The 23,537-nt window shown below is 46.2% G+C and carries 24 protein-coding genes; 22 read left to right on the top strand and 2 right to left on the bottom strand.

The window, feature by feature from the left end:
* Positions 1-144 precede the first annotated feature (144 nt).
* From ACYX4J_RS16890 to ACYX4J_RS16900, 3 genes are all read left to right on the top strand, one after another.
* Entirely contained in the window at positions 145-621 is a 477-nt protein-coding gene (locus tag ACYX4J_RS16890; RefSeq protein ID WP_476177134.1) for a hypothetical protein, read from the top strand.
* 58 nt (positions 622-679) lie between these two features.
* The gene (locus ACYX4J_RS16895; protein WP_475708617.1) at positions 680-1,030 is read left to right on the top strand and encodes a hypothetical protein; all 351 of its coding nucleotides are present in this window, start codon (positions 680-682) and stop codon (positions 1,028-1,030) included.
* Positions 1,031-1,173: 143 nt separating this feature from the next.
* Positions 1,174-1,545: a hypothetical protein gene (locus ACYX4J_RS16900; RefSeq protein WP_476177135.1), complete on the top strand. Its 372-nt coding sequence runs from the start codon at positions 1,174-1,176 to the stop codon at positions 1,543-1,545.
* Positions 1,546-1,845: 300 nt separating this feature from the next.
* Here ACYX4J_RS16900 and ACYX4J_RS16905 read toward each other — a convergent pair whose 3' ends face one another.
* Positions 1,846-2,283, bottom strand: a complete 438-nt coding sequence (locus tag ACYX4J_RS16905) for a DoxX family protein (protein WP_476177136.1) — start codon at positions 2,281-2,283, stop codon at positions 1,846-1,848.
* Between the two features lie 112 nt (positions 2,284-2,395).
* Here ACYX4J_RS16905 and ACYX4J_RS16910 point away from each other — a divergent pair, with 112 nt between their 5' ends.
* A complete protein-coding gene (locus ACYX4J_RS16910) occupies positions 2,396-3,265 on the top strand; it encodes a LysR family transcriptional regulator (RefSeq protein WP_476177137.1) in 870 nt (289 codons plus the stop codon).
* A gap of 309 nt (positions 3,266-3,574) precedes the next feature.
* Here ACYX4J_RS16910 and ACYX4J_RS16915 read toward each other — a convergent pair whose 3' ends face one another.
* Positions 3,575-3,760 carry a hypothetical protein gene (locus ACYX4J_RS16915; protein WP_476177138.1) on the bottom strand — a complete coding sequence of 62 codons (186 nt, stop codon included), beginning with the start codon at positions 3,758-3,760 and terminating at the stop codon, positions 3,575-3,577.
* A 405-nt stretch (positions 3,761-4,165) separates the two neighbouring features.
* On the opposite strand from ACYX4J_RS16915, the gene ACYX4J_RS16920 reads away from it, so the two are divergent.
* The 18 genes from ACYX4J_RS16920 (at position 4,166) to ACYX4J_RS17005 (ending at position 23,497) form a co-directional block, all read left to right on the top strand.
* A complete protein-coding gene (locus ACYX4J_RS16920) occupies positions 4,166-4,591 on the top strand; it encodes a hypothetical protein (RefSeq protein ID WP_476177139.1) in 426 nt (141 codons plus the stop codon).
* A gap of 864 nt (positions 4,592-5,455) precedes the next feature.
* Positions 5,456-5,755 carry a hypothetical protein gene (locus ACYX4J_RS16925; protein ID WP_476177140.1) on the top strand — a complete coding sequence of 100 codons (300 nt, stop codon included), beginning with the start codon at positions 5,456-5,458 and terminating at the stop codon, positions 5,753-5,755.
* A gap of 284 nt (positions 5,756-6,039) precedes the next feature.
* Positions 6,040-6,444, top strand: a complete 405-nt coding sequence (locus ACYX4J_RS16930; RefSeq protein ID WP_444939843.1) for an ACT domain-containing protein — start codon at positions 6,040-6,042, stop codon at positions 6,442-6,444.
* A gap of 107 nt (positions 6,445-6,551) precedes the next feature.
* The gene (locus ACYX4J_RS16935) at positions 6,552-7,025 is read left to right on the top strand and encodes a CYTH domain-containing protein (protein WP_476177141.1); all 474 of its coding nucleotides are present in this window, start codon (positions 6,552-6,554) and stop codon (positions 7,023-7,025) included.
* 97 nt (positions 7,026-7,122) lie between these two features.
* Entirely contained in the window at positions 7,123-7,443 is a 321-nt protein-coding gene (locus ACYX4J_RS16940) for a hypothetical protein (RefSeq protein WP_476177142.1), read from the top strand.
* Positions 7,444-8,344: 901 nt separating this feature from the next.
* Positions 8,345-8,758 (top strand): NADH-quinone oxidoreductase subunit A, encoded by a 414-nt coding sequence (ndhC, locus tag ACYX4J_RS16945; protein WP_282934024.1) that lies wholly within the window; start codon positions 8,345-8,347, stop codon positions 8,756-8,758.
* 18 nt (positions 8,759-8,776) lie between these two features.
* The gene (locus ACYX4J_RS16950; RefSeq protein WP_282934025.1) at positions 8,777-9,424 is read left to right on the top strand and encodes an NADH-quinone oxidoreductase subunit B; all 648 of its coding nucleotides are present in this window, start codon (positions 8,777-8,779) and stop codon (positions 9,422-9,424) included.
* 36 nt (positions 9,425-9,460) lie between these two features.
* Positions 9,461-11,266 (top strand): NADH-quinone oxidoreductase subunit C/D, encoded by a 1,806-nt coding sequence (gene nuoC / locus ACYX4J_RS16955; RefSeq protein ID WP_413664590.1) that lies wholly within the window; start codon positions 9,461-9,463, stop codon positions 11,264-11,266.
* 145 nt (positions 11,267-11,411) lie between these two features.
* Complete coding sequence (nuoE, locus tag ACYX4J_RS16960) at positions 11,412-11,978, top strand: NADH-quinone oxidoreductase subunit NuoE (RefSeq protein ID WP_413664589.1); 567 nt, start codon at positions 11,412-11,414, stop codon at positions 11,976-11,978.
* Entirely contained in the window at positions 11,956-13,230 is a 1,275-nt protein-coding gene (nuoF, locus tag ACYX4J_RS16965) for an NADH-quinone oxidoreductase subunit NuoF (protein WP_413664588.1), read from the top strand. The genes nuoE and nuoF overlap by 23 nt, the downstream gene beginning before the upstream one ends.
* Positions 13,231-13,299: 69 nt before the next feature.
* Entirely contained in the window at positions 13,300-16,143 is a 2,844-nt protein-coding gene (nuoG, locus tag ACYX4J_RS16970) for an NADH-quinone oxidoreductase subunit NuoG (protein ID WP_476177143.1), read from the top strand.
* Positions 16,144-16,145: 2 nt separating this feature from the next.
* Entirely contained in the window at positions 16,146-17,102 is a 957-nt protein-coding gene (gene nuoH / locus ACYX4J_RS16975; protein ID WP_282934030.1) for an NADH-quinone oxidoreductase subunit NuoH, read from the top strand.
* 31 nt (positions 17,103-17,133) lie between these two features.
* Positions 17,134-17,652, top strand: a complete 519-nt coding sequence (gene nuoI / locus ACYX4J_RS16980; protein ID WP_282934031.1) for an NADH-quinone oxidoreductase subunit NuoI — start codon at positions 17,134-17,136, stop codon at positions 17,650-17,652.
* Between the two features lie 37 nt (positions 17,653-17,689).
* Positions 17,690-18,199: an NADH-quinone oxidoreductase subunit J gene (gene nuoJ, locus ACYX4J_RS16985; protein WP_413664586.1), complete on the top strand. Its 510-nt coding sequence runs from the start codon at positions 17,690-17,692 to the stop codon at positions 18,197-18,199.
* 4 nt (positions 18,200-18,203) lie between these two features.
* Positions 18,204-18,521 carry an NADH-quinone oxidoreductase subunit NuoK gene (gene nuoK / locus ACYX4J_RS16990; RefSeq protein WP_444892930.1) on the top strand — a complete coding sequence of 106 codons (318 nt, stop codon included), beginning with the start codon at positions 18,204-18,206 and terminating at the stop codon, positions 18,519-18,521.
* Position 18,522: 1 nt separating this feature from the next.
* Positions 18,523-20,361: an NADH-quinone oxidoreductase subunit L gene (gene nuoL / locus ACYX4J_RS16995; protein WP_444906228.1), complete on the top strand. Its 1,839-nt coding sequence runs from the start codon at positions 18,523-18,525 to the stop codon at positions 20,359-20,361.
* Positions 20,358-21,956, top strand: a complete 1,599-nt coding sequence (gene nuoM / locus ACYX4J_RS17000) for an NADH-quinone oxidoreductase subunit M (RefSeq protein ID WP_444906229.1) — start codon at positions 20,358-20,360, stop codon at positions 21,954-21,956. The genes nuoL and nuoM overlap by 4 nt, the downstream gene beginning before the upstream one ends.
* Complete coding sequence (locus ACYX4J_RS17005; RefSeq protein WP_444906230.1) at positions 21,953-23,497, top strand: NADH-quinone oxidoreductase subunit N; 1,545 nt, start codon at positions 21,953-21,955, stop codon at positions 23,495-23,497. The genes nuoM and ACYX4J_RS17005 overlap by 4 nt, the downstream gene beginning before the upstream one ends.
* Positions 23,498-23,537 lie beyond the last annotated feature (40 nt).

The following is a 23,537-nucleotide window of genomic DNA, read 5'->3' on the forward strand; positions in this document are numbered from 1 at the left end:
GAGCTAGACTCCTAATGGACAAGTGATGTGTCCTTCCTTAGGATCAATATGAAAAAATGACCGCATAAGATGAATATAAGCTAGCGTCTACTTTACCGGTGGAGGCTTTATGTAACAGGACGTGCAAAAGGCGCAAGTAATCCTATGAATCGACGCAAGCTATTATCACTAGTTACCACTTTGAGCATCTTAATTGGCTTAGTCTTTGTCGCAACACCATTTTTTGCCTCTATGAACCCAAATAAAGCTGCTAAGAGCAGCTCAAAAATCAGAATAGACTTGTCCGAGATCCCAGAGGCTGGAGCACTAGAAGTCGATTATCAATGGTATAAAGCTCTTGTGGTCAAAAATCCTGAAATGACAGTTTTCGTAGTGCCCTACTCCGATGGGACCTATTGGTTACCAGACCCCACCTGGGAGCACCCTTTTCTGCCATGTAACAAATTTCTCATTCGAAAAGGTGGCTTTTATTGCAAAGATCCCATCCTCCATGAAGGTTGGCATGAACAAGCTCAATGGGATTCACAGGGGAGCAATAAAGGGACATGGATGCCCGATCTACAAAACCTAAATTTTAGGATTCAGGGCAAGTACCTAGTACTGAGCCCAGAGTACAACTAATTACCAAAAAATCAATACAGCTGGTCGATTAAAGTGTTAGGAATAAAAAATAGCTATAATGAAAAACGTATTTTTACCTATGGTTTTAATTCTATGCTCCTGTTCGTCAAGTATAGATGAAGACAGCATAAATATAGAAGCAGCGACTGAGTCTTTGGAGCGGCTATTATTAAAATGTGCAGAGAAAGGGGAGTATTTTTCTAGCGAGGTAGAACATATCGAGCCCATTGGAAAAAGACATTCCTATTGCGACCAAAGTGGTGCTTATATCAAATATGGTAGTGTATTCGTTTCAGAGTACGGTTTGTATATGCCTGCAAAGGGAGTCACTGTTGTAGAATCTGATGGCTCTGACCCCAGCTATAAAAAAATCCATGAATCTGTCTATAGCTACAAAATTCGAGGATAAAGTGCCTAACTGACCAAGCAGGCGGCATGAGGGTAAATCAGGTGGAGTATATTTTAAGAGCGATGGAAACTACTACTTAATGAAAACTAAAAAAGTAGATAGCCTGCTAGAATCTTACAAAACAGCGCGTTTTCCAGGATACTATGCGTATCGTTCTGATTATTTTAGTAATAGCTACTGCTATCAGTTGCGCAATTCAGGTACCTTATGAAGGTGACGACAACCTTACCAGAAGCCTGTTAATTCAAACTTGGAGTAGGCCCGGAGAACATTGGACCTATCAAGAGGGAGAGAAAGGCGAGTTTAATACATATATTGGCCACCCACACTTTCCGCCCACTTATGATTTTGTTTGGTCTATAGAAGACTCTGTGCTGTATGTAGAATACGATCAATATTATGAGAAAGAACAAAAAGAATATACGTACAATATCCTTGAGCTACAACAAGCACGCATGGTCCTTGAGCCTTTATACGGAGGGCGTAAGATTGTCCTCAATGTATCTAATTTTTAAAAAGAATTGCCAGCAGACCCTGAAAATTTTATTGGAGGCAAATCGAGGCTAACAGATAGAGACTCCTGAGTGTAAATGCAATGCTTAAATTCTTCAGGACACTCACTCGACCGACAGCTAATACGGCCTGAACCGGTTACCTCATCCTCCAAGGTATCCTGAAGAGTGTCAGGTAAGGCTATTTACCCAGTGATCCAACATTAGCAACCTCCATAAAACTGTATTCCTGTTGATTGCTACTCTTGTCAGATCAATCAACGGAGTAAGCCGACATATTTCTATCCAATACACCGTAACAGGTCATATCTCATTGGCCTCTGACATTGCTCTTTGCGATGAGGAGATATTATTTCTGACTTCCTCATCAGAAAAATTAAGGCGAGTCAGTCTCGCATTCAAGGTTATAACAACCGCTAAGACGGCTAATAGGACAGTAGCTGGTAAAGCGGTGCTGAGCGCTTGCCCGGCCAGTAGGTGCGACCCCGAAGCCCCGATCAGAGCTATCGAGAAGCCTGCATATCCCCACTGTTTAAGTGTTTTGAACTTTGATTGAAGAATTGCAATCGCGCCAATCAAATAGGCGGTTCCTAAGATTTTCAACAAATAAAGCGGGTAGCCTAAATCAACCGTTGCCTGAACAATGGCTTCCTGACCTGATAGCTTGGCCATGCCTGATATCATCATCAGCACCGCGAACATAGATGAGGCCACGTAAAAGATGACTACCTGTTTTCTCATGAAGGGAACCCTATTTCGTTAATGACGAGCACAGACTAGGTGTTCTCTTATTGCAGTTATATAGACAAAAAGGCAAACTTATATTGCATGAATGCAACGTCAGGGTAATGTCATGGATTGGAACGATTTGAAGGTCGTTATCGCGCTTGCAGAGAAAGGAACCTTAAAGGCGGCTTCTAGCCAGTTGAATATTAATTCAACCACTGTTTGGAGGCGGATCCAGCAGCTTGAAAGCGAGCTTTCAACGCAGCTATTTATTGTTAGTCGTCGCGGCTACCAACTGACTGAGGCGGGGCGAACTATTTTGGATAGTGCCAAGCGAATGGAGTCATTGGCCGATGGCATCCTCATTCAAAGCTCTCTGCAACATGACAAAGTTCAAGGTTTAATTCGTGTTACCGCACCCTCAACAATGGCAACGACCACTTTGCCCCAGTGGGTTAGTGAATTCCGGAGGCCATTCCCCGACGTTGAGTTTGAGATCCTTGAAAGTGAGCAGGCTCTGGATATCGAGCATCGCGATGCGGACATTGCCATTAGGGCAAGTCATACAGCACCGGAAAACCTTATTGCACGTAAAATGAGAGATGTAAACTTAAGCATCTATGCCTCTGAAGTCTTTTTGAAGGCTAGAGGGTATAACGCTCCTTTCAAGTTGTCCGAAATTGAACACCTAACAGCTATTGACTACGTGCACTTAGATAACCCAGCAGTGCTCTGGTATCAGAAACGAATTAAACACAACGCTAAATCCATATATTGCAATTCTATCACTACAGCATTGAACGCTGCGCTTAATGATCAAGGAATAGCTTTGCTACCAACTGATGATTCGTATGATCTTGTCGAACTCTATCGATTGGATGCTAAGTACAACTCATCCTTGTGGATTCTGGCTAATAAGGATCTGAGAAACACAGCACGTATCAAGGCTTTTTGGGACTTCTTAATTACTAAAATGGAAAGTTATAAAGTTCAATGATTTAAATATTTCTATACAGCCCAAGAAATCCGAGTTGGTCCGTCTGATTTTATGAGTATCCTAATCGCGGAGTCACTAAGCCCTTTGCCAATATGCACTACAATACCTAATTGAGAAATGCAATGGTCTATAGAAAATGGTAAAGATAGACTTCTAGGAAAATTAATCACATCAGGCATTAGACAGACCAGTGATCGAAATTATCAGTCCGTAGTTCAGTAGGGCTACTAAATATTTATGGTACCTTTTATGGATTTTTTTTAGTTAGTAGCCCTTGATAGCGGCTAGCTAAACATCGATAGAACATAATCACTCGTAAGCGCCATTAACCAAAATGCTGTAAATTGGACGCACCAATGCACGTCTCTGATTACAGCATTCCAGGCACCCAGCCAGTTTCTTAATGATTTCCACCCCATAGCGCCCGTCCCTTTTGAATTTGTCGGTAAATTTCTTCACTTGGTTGCCTTTAACTTCCAGCACGGTGATTGACACACTTGTTCCAATCCTTAAGTTCTCTTCAGTCTTATGCTTTCAGATCAACATATCTACTTCTTCTGATACTCGGACCATATCCAGCTCTCCTAGCTGAAGGATTTGAAGGTAACTCTTGCGGAAATAGATGTGGGACCCGAGGACCGTAGACGCAAAATAAAAAATGTAGGCGTAACGCTTCCAGAGCTTGAAGAGTCGCTCCAAGCCGCTGAATGTTCTTCACTTTATTGAAGAAGAGCGGGTTTCTAGCGTAGGATTCATATAGTCACAAAAGCATCTTTATGACTATGCCAGCCAACCCTCTGGATATCATATTTTTACTAAATATAGTATTTTTGTATCCTTAGGATATTTTGACGAATGATAATGTTCAGCTGCTTTTGAATATACTGTTAGGGCAACATCATGCAAAAACTAATTACTATTTTATGCTTTCTTCTTGCTAGTCCAGCTCTAGGGAATGAAATTCTTGGCAAGTATAAAAGTGAGTCCACGATAGGCCTTGGCTTATTTGGCGGGCATATTTTAGTGATTGAAAATATAGGCTTCATTCATAAAATCACTACTGATATGATGTGCAACAAAAGTGATCCAAATTGCCACCTTAATAAAGTGCCCTATAAACCTTATAAAGGTTCATATTCTTTACAGGGAAACCAGATTACCTTTGACAGTGAATTTATGGATGAAAAAATATTTTATTATGTAAAGTATCACAATAAAGAATTCCTCTTAACTGAGACAGATAAATTTGCATTTGATCAAGCAAGAAGATTACCACCAGTGATATTAGTAAAAGTTTCGGATAGTCCAGAGCGAAATCAGCCTTAACAAATTGCGGTACAATCATTTTTAAAATACTTAGACTGGACTAACCACACTTGGCTTCGACTGCCCGTGCTGGCAATATTATGCACTCCAAGGGAATTGCCTGTTAACTCAAAGAGGTTTAAATGAATACGGTAGTATTACTTATAATTTTTGGTTACTTAATTATCTATATGTTCTTAGGCATGAACTTTTTGATGATCCTTATGGAGCAAAAAATTAAGATTAAGTTTAAACTAAGCATAAATAACTTTTATTTTCCTATAGATCATGGAAGCAAGGAAAATCTATCTAAGCTCTTCAGTACTGAGACAAATCCAAGCGGATACTTAAGTGCACGAGTATACGGTATTGGTTCATTTGCAATGCTACTAATACCCATTTATTCAGGTATAGCATATAAGGTATACCAAATAATCCAAGGTATGTATGCATAAGAAGTTGCTTACATTAGGTGCAGCCCTTTGGACCTCTGCGGGATGTCCACGCCCCATGGCAAGACGTTAAGCGTCAGGAGCAATTGAGTGAAACGAGGCTCAAAAGGGAGTGATAAAGAATTGGAGAAATTCTCCAGCATGTCTCTCCCTGACATAAATAAGGAAATTGAGCGCTGTATGTGGGGCTCAAAAAATGGTGGTACCACTACGGGACGTAAATCATTTTTCAAACGTCTAGTGTGGTTAGAAGAAATTCGAGAAGAAAGGCACGGTATAGAGGCTCCTAGGCGTGATTTCAGAAAGCACTAAAGTACAAACACTTAACAAGCCGCTCAAACTTATTCCGATCGTAAAAGGCGCGGCCTCCATTGGGATCGATACACTGCGTTCCGCTTACCGTTTGGCGGGGCGTTAACTGACTAGTAAAATCATGAATAAGGGAAAAGGAATAACACTTAGGCTCGTATTGGTAGCTGTAGTTGCAGCTGCGATTTCATTTTTCTTTGGAAGCAGCTTCTATATGACCGTAGTGATAGTTACAGCTCTGGGGCTGTTAGGCGAGATGGTGCATATGCCTGAGAATATGCCAGGAGCAGTCGACAACCACGAAGGAAAAGAAGTTCACCCATTTATTGCAATGGTCATTGGAGTGCTTGCTGTATTAATTTTACTAATCATAGGTTTTTTGTTTCCAGAGATATATCGTTATGATTTTGGTTCATACAGTTAATAAACCGACGCAATCGATCCCCTTGTTCGCTGGGATAGCCAAAACACAACACTTTTTTATCTGCCCTTATACGAGGCGTTAGCAGATAAATCATATTGAACCTAATATAATCTGATATCAATGACGGTTATCATTTCACAATCAACAGAAATGATGGGACGGTATCTATCGGTGAAGCACTTGAATTTTTCCACGGTAATTTTGCTCTACCTTCGCTGACTTGCACCTTCAAACCATTTTGGTAGACACTTGCAGTATCAGTAAGAACTTGGAATTATCAAGCAATGTCAGGAATTCTAGAACTAGAGCGTCTTTTGAGCGAAATGAACCCCGTACTTATTGAAGACGAATTTGTATTTTGCACTGTTTCAGGCTCATTAGCTCAATATATTGAATGGAACCCACTTGCAAGCTTCAACGAAAAAGAAGGATTAACACTTGTCTTAACAAAAGATATCGCAAGCCGTGAGGGCTTGCAATTTAAAAATACTTACAAGCAAATAACTTTAACCGTACATTCTAGTTTAGAGGCTGTTGGGTTAACAGCCGCTGTTTCAAACAAACTGGCTTCTAAGGGTATTAGCGCAAATGTAATTGCAGCATACTTCCATGACCATATTTTTGTACAATCAGAAAAAGCAAAGGAAGCGTTAATTGCATTGAAAGAATTCGGGAAAAACGGCTTATAAGTGCTCCAACAAGGGCATATACTGGCTGACTACTACGCTGCGCGTCAGATTTTGACTACCTCGTATATGCCTATTAAGCAAGTGTTAAGATTTAGGGTTGAGAAAGTATGGCAAAGGAAATTGAGCGGAAGTTCTTAGTAGATAAAAAGGCTATTGCTTCTTTTACAGGTGGAAAGAGAATCAAACAAGCCTATGTAAGTACGGAGCCCAAAGCTGTAGTCAGAGTTCGCGTAATCGGAGAGCATGCATATCTAACATTGAAAGGTGAAAGTAAAGGAATTACACGGACTGAGTTTGAGTATCCAATACCCTTTGAAGACGCAAATGAAATGATTGCGGAGCTATGTGATGGTCCCATCATAGATAAAACGAGATTCATAGTAGAGCACGAAAAACACACCTGGGAAATAGATATCTTTCATGGAGACAATGACGGCTTGATTGTTGCTGAGGTCGAGATGCAAAGTGAATCTGAAAGTGTGGAGTTGCCGGAGTGGATTGATAAAGAGGTTACTGGAGATCCAAGATATTACAATTCCAATTTATTATATTTTCCATTTAAAGATTGGGACAAATCATAACCAGAACGTACACAACATTGACACATGCTTCGCTGAGCTAATCACAAAATAAATTCTGTATGCCCTCGGCTCAGCGAGGCATCATGAGTAAATCACTATGAACCCAGCCATAGAAGAATTAAAAAGATATTTAACCGAGCTAGAATCGGTGAATGACTTTGAATCGATAGAACTTAAAGCTGAGCATATTGGCATTTTAATTCAGATAAAGTCGGCGATAGGACAGCTTGAACTTTGCGAAAAATATGGTATCAGTGCAAGTTCACTAGTAAGTAGCTTACCCAAAACTGAAAATCCAAATTTTTGCTATTTAGTGGTACATGAAAACGAATCGTCGAACCCTGATAGCTGGGAGGAAGTTATCTTCGAAGGACAGAAAATTCAGTTTAGTGGTGGTGACCTTGTAATTCGCAAGTAATCTACACACAGCATATCATTGTCGCCAATCAACAAACTGCTTGTATGTTACAATTCTTATAGAAGTTAAGCGCTATAGTCCTACGCCGAAAGCATGCCTAAAAAGAGACTAAAAGTTACTCAGAAGCAAGCGATGACTACCACCACAATAAGAGCAATTTGCTTATTAATTTTGGCTTTAGGAATCACATTCCTCTTTGGCATTATAAAAATCCACAACCCCGATGTAAGCTTTGAAAGCTCAGATGGCCATTGGGGTGACTCTGAAGTTCAGTTTAAGGGGCGAGATTATTCCGTGATAGAAGAAGGGTTCCGTAGGTACAAGCTTCAATGTAACGCAAGCGATGTGTACCTTGTTAGAAATACCGAGAAGAATTGGATAAATGTACTTGCTTGGCCAAACTACCTCACTCATAACAAGTGGAAGGTCCCATACAGAACCGCAAGTGGAGTGCACTATGATGGAATTATTAGGTGCCAAACAAATCAATAACATCACATTCTAATTCCAGTACAGCGTATCCCTAAAATACCGATCTGCTTTTAATCAGAGGAATAGTTTAATAGCAATAGGACCCTCCTTCATCTTCTGAAAACTGGCGCACATTTTCATTTATTCAGCTGTCGCAAGACATTACATAACCCTACCGAATAAAAAGTATACACATAAGAATTAAACGTTCCTTCGCACCACTGGCGCTATCTCCCGCAACGATTTATAAATCAGACAAGCGAATAGGATTACCGACAACTAAAAAATTTCTCAGAAAAGCAATAATCGTTTTTCAAATTATCTCTTCTTGCGTGAGAGCACCCTCAAAATCAGAATTCTTGATTTGCCCTTTTACTGCAAGACCAGTGATTGATACGGGCTTCGCCCGCAGAAACATGGGAGAGCGAAGTTGAATTACCCGGATCAGTTCACTCCTCAGATTTGGCCATTGATTGTTTATTGTCTGGCCGTATTTGCCCTAATTACCTTAATGCTCAGCCTTTCCTATTTTCTCGGTCAGAAACGCAGAGACCCGGCTACCGATGAGCCCTATGAGTCGGGTATTGTTTCCCAGGGCAATGCGCGTCTGCGCCTCTCTGTCGCCTATTACCTTGTTGCCATCCTGTTTATCGTCTTCGACCTGGAGGCGATTTACCTGTTTAGCTGGTCCATCGCATTTTATGAAACTGGCCTGCTCGGGTTTATCGAGGCCACCGTATTTATCGTGATACTGCTGGTGGGGCTTATTTATCTGTGGCGCCTGGGTGCACTTGACTGGGGCGGATACCAGAAGAGTTTGGAGAAACGCCAAAAACCCCGATAACAACAATGAGAATTCATAATGCGCTGGAAGCTGAGCAAAGCCGACGACCTTATTGCTACCGAACACGGCAATCCTTCTGAAGAAATAAGCACTCAAGATTTAGAAAAAAATATTCTCCTTACCAAACTCGAAGAGCTGGTTTCCTGGGGCCGTTCAAATTCCCTGTGGCCATTTAACTTCGGGTTGTCCTGTTGCTATGTAGAAATGGCCACCGCCTTCACCAGCCGCCACGACATCTCCCGATTTGGCGCTGAGGTCATCCGAGCAACCCCACGACAAGCGGATTTGATTGTAATTTCAGGGACGGTTTTCCTGAAAATGGCACCAGTGGTACAGCGACTCTATGAGCAAATGATCGAGCCCCGTTGGGTCATCTCCATGGGTTCCTGCGCAAATTCCGGCGGTATGTACGATATCTACAGTGTGGTTCAGGGGGTCGATAAGTTTCTCCCGGTCGATGTTTATGTGCCCGGCTGTCCACCACGCCCAGAGGCTCTACTGCAGGGATTGACCTTGCTGCAAAAGTCGGTGGCTGCGGAGAGACGAGCCTTCAGCTGGGTTGTGGATGATCAAGGAACTCACAAGGTTCCAAAGCCCAGTCAGCGTGATCTCCATAGGGAGGAACGTATGAAAGCTGACATGCTACGTGCGCCCGACAGTGTTTAGGCTTCATGGAATAAGAAAAAAACAACGGAATAGCCAATGACTGGCGTAATTGCGAAAACTGTCCACACAGCAACTCCCTACAGGAAAGCAGCAGAGGCATTTATTCGGGACCTCGACACCGGATATAAGCTTCACTCGTTCTGGTGGCAGCCACACTGTGATGATATGCCCACACTGTGGATCGAGAAACATGCCTTGATCCCTCTTTTACTCTTTCTCAAGCGGGATATCACCCAGCCATTTGAAATGCTGTATGACCTGAGTGCTATCGACGAACGGCTGCGGGTCAACCGTGGGGAGGGAACCGAAAAACAGCCTTCCAGCGATTTCACCCTGGTATATCAACTACTTTCATTTACCCGCAATTTATTTATTCGTATCAAGGTGGCTCTTCCCGAGAGTGATCTGAGCGCACCGACTATTACTGCCGTTTGGGAGAATGCCAACTGGTATGAACGGGAAGTGTGGGATCTATTCGGTATCGACTTTCCCGGTCATCCCCATTTACAGAGAATCATGATGCCCCTGACCTGGAAGGGGCATCCACTGCGCAAGGATCACCACGCCCGAGCTACCGAAGTCGACCCATTTAGTCTGTCAGAAGAGAAGGAGCGCAAAGAACAAGACGCCCTGCTGTTCCGGCCGGAAGACTGGGGCATGGCCAGGAGTAATGAAGACTCAGAGTTTATGTTCCTCAATCTGGGCCCGAATCACCCCAGTGTGCACGGGGTATTCCGTGTAGCCCTTCAGCTGGATGGTGAACAGATTATCGATGCAGTGCCAGATATCGGTTACCACCATCGCGGTGCAGAGAAGATGGCCGAGCGCCAGGCCTGGCATACCTATGTGCCCTACACCGACCGTATCGATTACCTCGGCGGTGTCATGAACAACCTGCCCTATGTGATGGCACTGGAGCAACTCGCCGGCATTAAGGTCCCTGAACGCGCACAGATGATACGGGTGATGATGTGCGAGTTCTTCCGCATATCCAGCCACCTGGTATTTTTTGGCACCTTTGCCCAGGACGTGGGGCAGATGTCTCCCGTGTTCTATATGTTTATCGATAGGGAAAAACTGTTTGGAATAGTTGAGGCCATTACCGGCGGCAGAATGCACCCGGCATGGTTCCGTATCGGCGGAGTAGCGCAGGACTTACCCCAAGGTTGGGACAAGATGGTGCGGGAATTTCTTGACTATATGCCCGCACGCTTAGCCGATTACGACGGCATGGTAATTAAAAACAAACTCCTGCAACGCCGCACCCGTGGCATTGGTGTCTACGATACGGCGGAGGCGTTTGAGTGGGGGGTTACCGGGCCAGGGCTTCGCGCCACGGGCCTGGATTGGGATCTGCGTAAAAAGCGCCCTTACAGCGGCTATGATCAGTTCGAGTTCGAGATTCCCAGCTACGATGGTGGGGACTGTTTCGACCGCTGCCGGGTCCGGGTGGATGAGATATGGCAGAGCCTGCGGATTATCCGCCAGTGCCTGGAAAATATGCCGGCAGGCCCTTATAAGTCGGACCACCCTTTGACTACCCCTCCGCGAAAGGGGCGCACCATGGAGGATATCGAGACTTTAATTCAGCACTTTGTGAATAACAGCTGGGGACCGGTAATGCCAGCCGGCGAAGTGTGTTATCCCATTGAGGCCACTAAAGGAATCAACAGCTACCAGATCGTTAGTGATGGGGGGACCACCTCATACAGGACCCGAATTCGCACCCCTTCATTCCCACACCTGCAAATGATTCCGTTGATGTCCAACGGACTGTTGATTGCTGACCTTATTGCCATTATTGCCAGCATCGACTTCGTCATGGCGGATGTGGACAGATAACAATAAAGAATTACGGCAGGCACAGGGCCGTACAGCAGCGGAGTAGAAAAGTGCACGGAAATACACCCAGCGTTTCAGCCATCGCAAACACAGATGGCGGCAGCGCCTCAACGAAACCTCCGCAAGTTCTATCTCGGGGGCGACTATGTCCAGCTTATTAGAACCGGAATTGATTGAAGTAATGGAGCAAGGCAATAGCAATTCAGCAGACAACCAGGCGACCTTAACAGTACAAGAAAAAGAGGAAATTGATCAGGAAGCCACCCACTACCACGAAAAAACTTCAGTGGGGCTCGAGGCGTTGCGGATTGTACAGAAACATCGCGGCTGGATTTCCGATGAGAGCCTCCAGGCAATTTCCAATTATTTGGATATTCCCGTTGCAGAACTTGAGAGTGTCGCCACCTACTTCCAGTTGATTTTCCGCCAACCAGTAGGTAAGGAAGTGATCTACCTGTGTAAAAGCTCCAGCTGCTGGATTATGGGTTGCGATAATTTGCAGAAAAAAATATCTGAGCGCTTAAATATCCAGCCTGGAGAAACCTCCGAAGATGGGATTTTCACCCTGCTGGAAACGCCCTGCCTGGGAGATTGTGACAAAGCCCCAGTCCTTATGCTCGGCGAAGAGATGCATCGCCATTTGGATGAGAAAGGTATTGATGAATTAATCGATAAGAAGAAAAAATACCATGCTGACAAATCCACTGACTAAAAATATTTCCAGTGAAAATATTGCCGCCACTATTGAGCAATATGTGGAAAACGATGGCTACCAGGGCTGGCGCAAAGCCATCACCATGGTACCGGACAGTATTATCAACGAAGTAAAAGATGCAGGCCTGCGCGGACGCGGTGGAGCGGGGTTTAACACTGGGCTGAAGTGGAGTTTTGTACCTAGGGGTGAAGATTCGCCCAAGCAGAAGTACATCGTCTGTAACGCCGATGAAATGGAACCCGGCGCCTTCAAAGACCGATTGCTAATGGAGCGAGACCCTCACCTCCTTCTTGAGGGAATGGCTATAGCCGCCTATGCCATTGGCGCCTCTCACGCCTATATTTTTATTCGTGGTGAATACCACCTGGCTGCAAACCGGCTCGAACAGGCAATCGATGAAGCCAAGCAGCAGGGCATGATTGGCGAAAATATTTTCGACAGTGGCTTTAATCTGGAGATCTGCCTGCACCGCAGCGCCGGTAACTATATCTGTGGTGAAGAAACCGCACTGCTAAACGCCCTTGAAGGCAAGCGGGCCATTCCCCGCGCCAAGCCCCCCTTTCCACAGGTCAGCGGGCTTTGGGGCAAACCCACTGTCGTTAACAATGTAGAAACCTTGTGCAACCTCCCCCATTTAATTAGCCACGGCGTGGAGTGGTACAAAAACCTTAGCCGGGGTGACGATGCGGGAAGCAAAATATTTGGTGTTAGCGGCAAGGTTAATAATCCAGGGGCTTGGGAACTCCCAATGGGGACGCCCATTCGCGACATTATTGAACAACATGCCGGTGGCATGAAAGATGGCCTACAACTGAAGGGCATTCTTCCCGGTGGAGGATCGACCGACTTCCTCGGCCCGGACCACCTCGATCTTCCCATGGATTACGACGTTATCGGCAAGGCCGGCAGCCGTATGGGGACCGGCACGATCACCGTGCTCGACGATAAAACCTGCCCCGTAGGCCTGGTACTGAACTTGACCCAGTTCTTTGCGCGGGAATCATGTGGCTGGTGCACCCCCTGCCGGGACGGCTTGCCTTGGGCCGTCAAAATTCTGGAGAGAATAGAGTCTGGCCAGGGGACTAAAGAAGACTTGGAACTCCTCAGGGAACAGTGCGAGCGTATTGGCCCCGGCAATACCTTTTGCGCCCTGGCTCCCGGCGCTGCAGAGCCTATACAAAGCGCGTTAAAACTCTTTGAGCAGGATTTTATCGACCATATTGAAGGCGGTTGTTGCCCCTATAAATAAATTATCGCGACTAAATTAGTACAACAACCCTGCCCCTGAAAGCATTAATAAAAAGAAAATGGATTTCAAATGCCAACCATCACAATAGACGGTAATAAATACCAGGTTGATGGAGATCAAAACCTGCTCACTGCCTGCCTGTCCCTGGGTTTGAATGTCCCCTATTTTTGCTGGCACCCCGCCATGGGTTCTGTTGGCGCCTGCCGCCAATGTGCGGTTATCGAGCATAAGGACAGCGAAGATCAACGAGGCCGGTTGATTATGAGCTGTATGACCCCGATAAAAGACGGCGGTATTTACAGTGTCAGTTCGGAAGCTGCGAAAGACTTTCGCGGTTCTGTGATAGAAGACTTGATGACCAACCACCCTCACGATTGCCCGGTTTGTGAGGAGGGCGGCGAGTGCCACTTACAGGATATGACTGAAATGTCCGGTCATACCATGCGCCGCTATCAGGGTACCAAGCGCACCCACCGAAACCAGTATCTCGGCCCCTTTATCAATCACGAAATGAATCGCTGTATTACCTGCTACCGGTGTGTCAGGTTCTATCACGACTATGCCGGTGGCGAGGATTTACAAGCACTGGGTCGCAATCACCAAGTCTTTTTTGGCCGCAATACCGAGGGCATGCTGGAAAATGGTTTTAGTGGGAACCTTGTCGAAGTGTGCCCCACCGGAGTATTTACCGATAAGACTTTCAGCCAGCACTTTGTCCGAAAATGGGATTTGCAAACAGCCGCCTCAGTCTGTGAACACTGTGCCGTGGGTTGCAACACCGCGCCTGGAGCGAGGGAATCCGGCAACAACCAGAACCCGATGTTGCGTCGTGTGGTCAACTTATATCACCACGATATCAACGGCTATTTTCTCTGTGATCGGGGGCGCTTTGGATACGAATATGTCAACAGTAAGAGCCGGATAACCCAGGTACTTTCTGCGCGCAAAGATGCCGTGATCAGCTCTACAGCAGAAACTGATGAACGTCTGCACAAAGAGGTTTCTCCCAAGGACGCGGTGTTCTCACTTTCAGAAAAACTCGCATCAGCTCAGAGAGGTGAGCACCGCTTAATCGGCATTGGCTCACCCAGGGCATCGCTGGAAAATAACTTCGCCCTATTAAAGTTTGTAGGACGGGATAACTTCTTCTCTGGCCTCAACCAGCGGGATATGCAGCTACTACACCTTGTAGACAGAATTCAGAGCGATGCCAATATCCACAGCCCGACTATCCCTGAGATAGAAAATTCAGATGTTATATTGATACTCGGGGAAGATATCTACAACACAGCCCCCAGGGTTGCCCTGGCAGTTCGCCAAGCAGCACGGAGCCGCCAAAAAGAACAGGCTGAATCATTAAGAATACCCTTGTGGCAGGATGCTTCTGTTCGACAATTAGAGGGTGAACCCAGCCCAATTATTTTTATCGGCACCGAACTCAATCAGATCTCAGATATTACCTGTAAAGCGATCTATACCCTGCCGGAACAGGCCGCCCAAATCGGCCAGGCAATTGCCAATAATATTCTGAAGGTTAAAAGCAACAAAACTTCACTGAGTGCAGAGAATCTGGAGGAAGCTGAAAGAATCTCAGCAATATTAACTGCGGCTAAGAACCCAGTGATCATCTCTGGAACCAGCAGCAAAAATATCCACCTTACCCACAGCGCAGCCAAAATCGCCAGTGCACTGGCAGAAAAAAATGGCAAACCTACTTCTCTATACTTGTGTTGTGAAGAGGCTAATAGCTTGGGAGTTATTCAACTGTTTGAGCCCGAAACCGGTTCCCTTGAGCATCTGATCACTGAACTCAAGAATGACAAAACCAATATCGATAAAACCCTAGTGATTCTGGAGAATGACCTCTCCTTAAGAATCGCAAGTGAAGAGTTAAACAGTCTGTTTGCCAGCGTCGACCATATTATTCTGCTGGACACCCTGCTCAATGAAACCGCCAAACATGCCGACTTAATCTTTCCTGTATCCGCAACGGCCGAATCCCAAGGGACATTTGTTAACAATACTGGTTTGGCACAGCGATTTTATGCGGTCTATGAAGGCACTGGGTATATCCAGGAGAGCTGGCGCTGGCTGGTAGATGCCGCTGGTTTTTGCACAGAACACTCCGAGAGTATCGACACTATTATCAATTGGAATCATTGCCCGGATATCACCGATTCCCTGGCAGAAAGTGTTGCTTCACTCAAGGTCATCAAAGATTTAGGGCCGGATGAAAATTTCCGGATTGAAGGGCTGAAGGTTGCTCGACAGACCGCTCGCTACAGTGGGCGCACGGCTATTCACGCAGAGGAACATGTCTCAGAGGAGCCCCCACACCAAGACCCCGATGCTCCTATGAGCTTTAGCATGGAAGGTGTACACAATCCAAACCGATCACCGCTGCAAGCCAATATCTGGTCTCCCGGATGGAACTCCAATCAATCGATTTTCAAGTTTCAGCAAGAAGTAGGTGGCGAACGTCGTGGTGGTGCCTCGGGCAAATATATCCAGCGGCGAGAGCAAGCACTATCAGAGTGGTCCTTGTCCACAGCCTTCGATGGCGATACAGATAGCGATAACCACAGTCTAACGACACTGCCGATTTACCGAATGTTTGGTTCGGAAGAGCTCAGCAACCGTGCAATGGCCATCGCTACAGTGATCGATAAGCCATTCTTTACTTTAAATCGCGGTGATGCCGAAAGTGCCAACCTCAACCAGGGAGACACAGTGGCATTAGACACCAATAGCGGTGTTTTCCGGGGCAGTGTGGTTATCTCCGATAGCCAACCTTCGGGCAGCCTGGGTGTGCCCTATGGTCTTCCAGGGCTTGAAACTCTTGCCCCCGTATTACCGGGTGGTGCCAATCTGTTGCCAGTGGAAGAAAGCTCCGCAATCGGGCAAGAGGACTAATTATGAGCACAAATATCTGGATCATATTGCTCAATATTTTCGGCGTATTGATAGTTACCGTGCTGCTAGCAGCCATTTTAACTTGGGGCGAACGCCGCCTATTGGGCTTTTGGCAAGATCGTCCAGGCCCTAACCGAGTAGGGAAATTTGGCACCCTGCAAGTTATTGCAGATATGATCAAGCTGTTCTTCAAGGAAGACTTCACTCCGAAATTTGCAGATATTCCCGTATTTGTACTGGCACCCACTGTAGTTATGGCAACCATGTTGATTGCCTTTGCCGTAGTGCCCATATCGCCCAATATTGGGGTCACCGACCTGAATATCGGTTTACTGTTTGTGCTGGCTATGAGTTCTATTGCGGTCTATAGCGTAATTCTTGGGGGATATGCATCAAATAATAAATATGCTCTGCTCGGTGGGCTAAGGGCTGCCGCTCAAACCGTGTCCTATGAAGTATTTATGGGTTTGAGCCTGATGGGCGTTGTTATGCTCTCAGGCAGTTTCAATCTGCGCGAGATTGTTAATGCCCAGGCAGATGGTTGGTTTATCATCCCTCAATTCCTGGGTTTTATTGTTTTCTTTATTGCCGGTATTGCCGAGAGCCGCAGAACTCCATTTGATCTTCCGGAAGCTGAGCACGAACTGACAGCGGGATTCCATACCGAATACTCCGGTATGAAGTTCGGCATGTTCTTTGTGGGTGAATACCTGGCAGTGATTCTAATTTCAGCGCTAATCACCACCCTGTTTCTCGGTGGATGGCACGGCCCCCTACTGCCCCCATTTATCTGGTTTTGCCTGAAGACTGCCATTCTGGTTGGTGTTTTTATTCTTTTAAGGGCGGCGATTCCACGCCCCCGCTACGACCAATTAATGAAATTCGGCTGGAAGGTCATGCTACCTCTGGCCCTTATCAATCTACTGGCTACCGCAGCGGTACTTTTGTGGACTGCCTAGAAAATTAAAATAAGCGTGCGAGGCCAAAGAAATGATTTCAAGCCAAATTCGCAGCATGTGGTTGGTATTTAAACACCTGTTCCGGAAGAACGTTACCGTACAATACCCCGACCAAAAGCCCTACCTGGCACCCAGATATCGTGGCAGGATCGTGCTCACCCGAGATCCCAACGGTGACGAGCGCTGCGTTGCCTGTAATCTCTGCGCCGTTGCCTGCCCTCCTGATTGTATTTCACTGCAAAAAACAGAAGATCCAGACGGCCGCTGGCGCCCCGAATATTTTCGTATCAATTTTTCCCGCTGCATTATGTGTGGGCTTTGTGAAGATGCCTGCCCAACCTATGCCATTCAGCTAACGCCTGACTTTGAGATGTGCGAGTACGATCGGCAAAACATGGTGTACGAAAAGGAAGATCTTCTAATCAGTGGCCCCGGTAAGTATCACGACTACAGCTTTTATCAAATTGCAGGAAAGGCCATCTCAGGAAAGGACAAGGGCGAAGCTCAAAATGAGGCCGAGCCCATTAATGTAAAAAGCCTAAATCTCTGATTTCAATAAGGCTAATAACTAAAAAGAGGTTTTCCCAGTGAATTACATTTTCTACTTAACCGCTGCGGTTGCCATTGTCTCAACCGCCATGGTTATCTTTCACAAGAACGCGGTCCACGCGCTACTATATCTTGTCACTTCACTTTTATCGGTTGCCGTTATTTTCTACCAGTTTGGCGCTCCCCTGGCAGCAGCTTTGGAAGTTATTATTTATGCCGGCGCCATCATGGTATTGATTATTTTTGTCATCATGATGCTCAATCAGGGAGACGCTTCAGTTGCACAGGAGCAAGCCTGGTTACAACCCCACACCTGGATTGGCCCAGCCCTTCTATCAGCCATTTTGTTAATCCAGTTACTTCTGCTGGTTAGTAGTGGGCAAATTCCTTCAGAGCAAACCTATCACTATATCGGGCCCAAACAGGTCGGTATCGCACTTTTTAGCCATTACGTTCTCGCTGTCGAACTCGCTTCAATGCTGCTTTTAGCAGGGCTTGTTGGAGCTTTTCACCTCGCCCGACACAGAAGAACAGTCAAACCGGAGTGAAGCTATGCCTATCGAATCTGCACCTGGTTTGGAGGCTGGCGTGCTGTTGGCCTCCATTCTGTTTTGCTTGGGATTAGCCGGATTACTCATCCGAAGAAATATTATTTTCATGCTGATGTGTATTGAAATCTGCACCAATGCCGCAGCATTAATGTTTGTTGTCGCCGGTGCACACTGGGGCAATGCTGATGGACAGGTGATGTTTGTTTTTGTTGTCACCCTGGCCGCTGCCGAAGTAGCCATTGCACTGGCACTGGTCTTGCAATTCTATTATCGCAAACACACGGTCGATATTGACCAGCTCAATGGATTGAGGGGTTAATATGAACGGATCACTAGCCTGGATAGCATTACTTCCCTTTCTTGGTTTCCTGACCCTCATCAGTATTCCACTGTTTACACAAAAGGAACCCTCACAAAAGTTAGTGAGCCTGATTGGTGTGGGCAGTGTGGGAATCGCAGCGATTCTGGTTTTTAATCTCGCACTCTCCACCTTTCTGGGCAACCCGGAATCGGTCGTTACACTGTCAGTTTGGCAGTGGATGCGGGTATCAGACCTCCAGCTAGGCTTCACCTTTCATGTGGACTGGCTAACCCTGGTAATGCTGATGATCATTACCGGAGTGGGCTTCCTTATCCACTTATACTCAGCCGGATATATGCGTGAAGATCCGGATTTCCGCCGCTACTTTTCCTACCTGAATCTATTTGTCTCTGCCATGTTAATTCTCGTAATGGCGGACAACCTGGTACTTCTCTATCTGGGATGGGAAGGTGTTGGTCTTTGTTCCTACTTACTCATTGGCTTTTGGTATAAGGACCCTGCAAACGGCGCGGCAGCACAAAAGGCATTTATCGTCACCCGCGTCGGCGATACCGCCATGGCGATCGGCTTGTTCCTGTTGTTCTTTGAGTTCTCAACACTAAATATACCGGAGCTCATCACAGCGGCAGGGAATCCCGGGGTCAACAGTCAAATTGTCACTATCGCTATGCTGCTGTTACTGGGTGGCGCTGTGGGTAAGTCAGCACAGATTCCACTCCAGACCTGGCTCCCCGATGCGATGGCAGGCCCCACTCCCGTCAGCGCCCTTATCCACGCTGCCACCATGGTGACGGCCGGGGTCTACTTGATCGCCCGCATGCACCCGCTTTATCAGCTGTCTGGAACCGCCATGACAGCTGTAGCCATTGTCGGCGCTCTGACTCTATTAATCTCCGGATTCAGTGCTATCGCACAAAGTGATATCAAACGGGTCCTGGCCTATTCAACCATCTCCCAGATTGGATATATGTTCCTGGCCCTGGGTGTCGGTGCCTGGTCAGGAGCCATCTTCCATTTGATGACCCACGCCTTCTTCAAGGCTCTGCTCTTCCTCTCCGCAGGGTCAGTAATCCTGAGCGTACATCACGAGCAGAATATCTTTGCCATGGGCGGCCTCTATCGCAAAATCCCCTTTACCTTTATCTGCTTTACCATCGGTTGCGCCTGCCTGGCAGCACTCCCATTTACATCCGGTTTCTACAGCAAAGATCATATTTTGCTCAGTGCTTATGAATATCATCAAGGAGTAAACCTGCTTTGGCTTGCCGGTCTATTGGGAGCGCTGGTCACAGGGATTTATAGCTTCCGGGTTCTGTTTCTTGCATTTCTGGGCAGTGAGGGCAGCGCCTCCTCACACTGTAAAGACGCCAATAACACGGTGATGATGCTTCCCTTGGGCCTCCTCGCTGTACTTGCCCTATTTGGTGGAATTCTCGCTCCACCTCTCCAGGGAGTCTTTGGCACCCCAACCGACGAACACCACTCCTGGGTCATTGAAGCCATTGCCATTGCCATGCCGCTGATCGGCCTGTTTATCGCCTGGAAAATGTTCCTGTTCGAGAAGAAGGTTGGGGAGCAGCGCTCTCCACTAATGCAGTTTTGGTTTAAGGGATGGGGTTTTGACTGGGTCTATGACCGGGTCTTTGTAAGACCTTTTAAATTTATCACCGCCCTTAACCACAAAGATATTATCGACAGCATCTACAAGGGTACCGCTTCGCTGAGTGCACATCTAAATAACGCCCTCAGCTCTTCACAAAATGGCCAAATACGTTGGTACCTGGCCACCTTTGTAGCCGGATCAATTTTATTCCTAGCCCTGTTGGTGGCTCTATGACATTACTGGCAATAATTATAATTTTATTTGTTGGGGGAATATTAGCCTGGCTGGCAGAGAGACATCTCTATGAGGGTGGACGCTTAATCAGCCTGGTTTCCCTGATAATCGCATCCCTGCTCTTGATCAGCTATTTCCCCCAGGCAGAGTCCACAGCTGTTACAGGTGACAGTCAGTGGTGGGATAGCCTTTTGATATCGTGGATACCCAGGTTTGGGATCAGCTTCCATCTGGCGATTGATGGACTCAGCTTTCTTATGCTGCTACTGACAATGGGGATGGGAATCTTTGGGTTAGTAATGACCTGGAATGATGTCACCTTCCGGCGCGGCTTCTTTTATTTTAACTACCTGTGGACACTGGCCGGTATTGTCGGTGTGTTTACCGCTATCGACCTGTTTTTATTCTTTTTCTTCTGGGAAGTCATGCTGATTCCCATGCTGCTGTTGATTGCAGTTTGGGGCTATGAGGGCAGAGTCTACGCTGCGATAAAGTTCTTTATTTTCACCCAGGCAAGCAGCTTGTTAATGCTGATTGCCATCGTTGCCTTGGCATTTATCCACTATCGGAATAGCGGACAACTGACCTTTAACTATATGGATTTGTTGGGTGCTCAACTGTCTGCAACAGCAGCTTATTGGTTAATGCTCGGATTTTTTATTGCCTTTATCGTCAAGTTGCCAGCGCTGCCCTTCCATACCTGGTTACCTGACGCTCATACCCAGGCCCCTACTGCCGGCAGTATTCTGCTGGCAGCGATTCTATTGAAAACAGGAGCCTATGGTTTATTACGTTTTACACTGCCCTTATTCCCGGAGAGTTCACAAGCTTTTGCACCGGTTGCAATGACCATTGGAGCCATCAGTGTGGTCTACGGCGCATCGCTGGCATTCGCTCAGAAGGATATGAAAAGACTTGTGGCCTATTCCAGTGTGAGCCATATGGGATTTGTTCTATTGGGGCTCTACGCGCTGAATACTATCGCCCTGCAGGGCGCAGTGATGCAAATGATCGCCCACGGATTGAGTACCGCTGCTCTCTTCGCATTAGTAGGCGCACTACAGCATCGTCTCCATACTCGGGATATGAGCCAGCTCGGCGGTGTCTGGCCTCTTCTGCCAAAGCTATCCGCCGTTGCACTCTTCTTTGCCATTGCCTCGCTGGGACTGCCTGGGCTGGGTAATTTTGTTGCCGAATTCCTGGTGCTTGTTGGTAGCTTTAAAGCTAATCACTGGTTAACGGTTATTGCAGCAATTGGGCTTATTGGAGCAGCACTCTATGCACTATTGATGATGCAGCGTGTCTTCTTTGGCAAGTTTAATGACAAATTGAAACCCGCTACAGAGGGGAAAACTGTCAGTGATCTAAGCCTCAGGGAGATCTCTGCGCTTCTTTCACTGGCGGTGCTTCTCGTGATCTTCGGGCTCCGCCCCCAGCCTATCTTTGATATCGCCGAGCCTACGATTGCTAAATCAATGCAAAAATTTCAGGCCCCTGAAAATGAAGAAGTCGTCATAGAAAAGACAGGGCCGGAAACTTCAGCAAGCTTATCCTCTCCTACTGCTAAAAGCGCTAATACAGGTACATCTCTATGAGTGCCCAAGAACTATTTTCTATCCTACCGCTTTTACTGATTAGTGCCGGTATTGTAATTTTGCTGCTCCAAGTATCCTTCTGGAGAAATCATGCGGGCGCTCTGGTTACAACTCTTATCACTTTGGTAGCCGCTATCATTGCCTGTTTCTGGGTTGGAGCCACCCTATCGGGCAATAACGGGTCCATTCAAGTGACTGCCCTACTCTCGATTGACTACAACTCATTGTTCTTCTGTCTGCTGATATTAGTTACCGCCATAGCCGTCAGCGTTATGGGATACAACTACTTAAAACTTCGGTGTGACCTGAATAGAAACCCGGATAGCTATCCAGAAGAGTTTTATATACTACTTTTACTTGCCATTTTGGGAGCAAGCACCCTGGTATTTGCCAGCCACTTTGCCACCTTTTTCCTCGGTATAGAATTAATTAGCCTCGCACTTTATCCACTGTTGGGATTTGCGGTTACTGGCAATTTATCCTCAAGCAAAGATCAAGTAAATTCCCTGGAATCTGCCTTTAAATACTTAATCCTTTCAGCACTTTCTACCGCTCTCGGGCTATTCGGTATCGCATTAATTTATGCGGCGTCTGGGGCACTGGACTTTGGCAGTATCGCTACACGTATACAGGATCTTTCACAGACTTCTGCTCTTTTTGCAACCGGCTCCACTCTGCTGATCATTTCTGTTGCTTTCAAGTTATCACTGGTTCCATTTCATATCTGGACACCCGATGTATTCCAGGGCGCACCTACGCCTACGACGGCGTTGATTGCCACAGTGGGAAAAACAGCCGTAATTGCCTTTCTGTTGCGATTCTTTAATACCTTAAATCTCTACCAGAGCCCTATTCTTATTGACTTACTGACAATCGCTGCCATAGCCAGCATGCTAATAGGAAATTTATTGGCCCTGATGCAAAACAATATCAAAAGGCTGCTGGCCTACTCCTCAATCGGCCATATCGGCTACTTAATTGTGGCGTTTATCATCGGCAATAGTGCGTTTGGTACAGAGGCGGTTATTTATTATATGGTCGCCTATGTCATTACTACACTCGGAGCCTTTGCAATCGTTGGCCTGATAGCTGATTCAGTGGAGGCCGCCCAACTAACCCATGGAACAAATGTCAGTGACGTGACCAACAGTGCAGATGATCCTTATCACAGGGACTTTTACCGGGGATTACTCTGGCGTAGTCCATGGCTGGCGAGCTGTCTTGCTCTAATGCTGTTATCTCTGGCTGGAATTCCCTTAACTATTGGATTTATTGGGAAGTTTTACGTCTTTACCGCAGGTGTTGAAGGAAAAATGTGGGCTCTTCTCGCTGGGGTGGTTATTGGTAGTGCATTGGGCCTCTTCTATTACCTTCGTCTTCTACTTACGATGGTACAAAGAGATGCCATTGACACTAGCAGTAACAGCGAAACGTTACAAATTACCACTTCAGGGCAATTTTTAATTGCAACTCTCGCTGCCGTACTGGTTTTTTTCGGAATATTTCCACAGATCCTTATTAACTGGATAAATGCTATATAAAGTAGAGAGCGAGTGCTGATGTAAAAATATTTTAAAGCCC

It is taken from the genome of Microbulbifer sp. ABM4_008 (assembly GCF_056311705.1).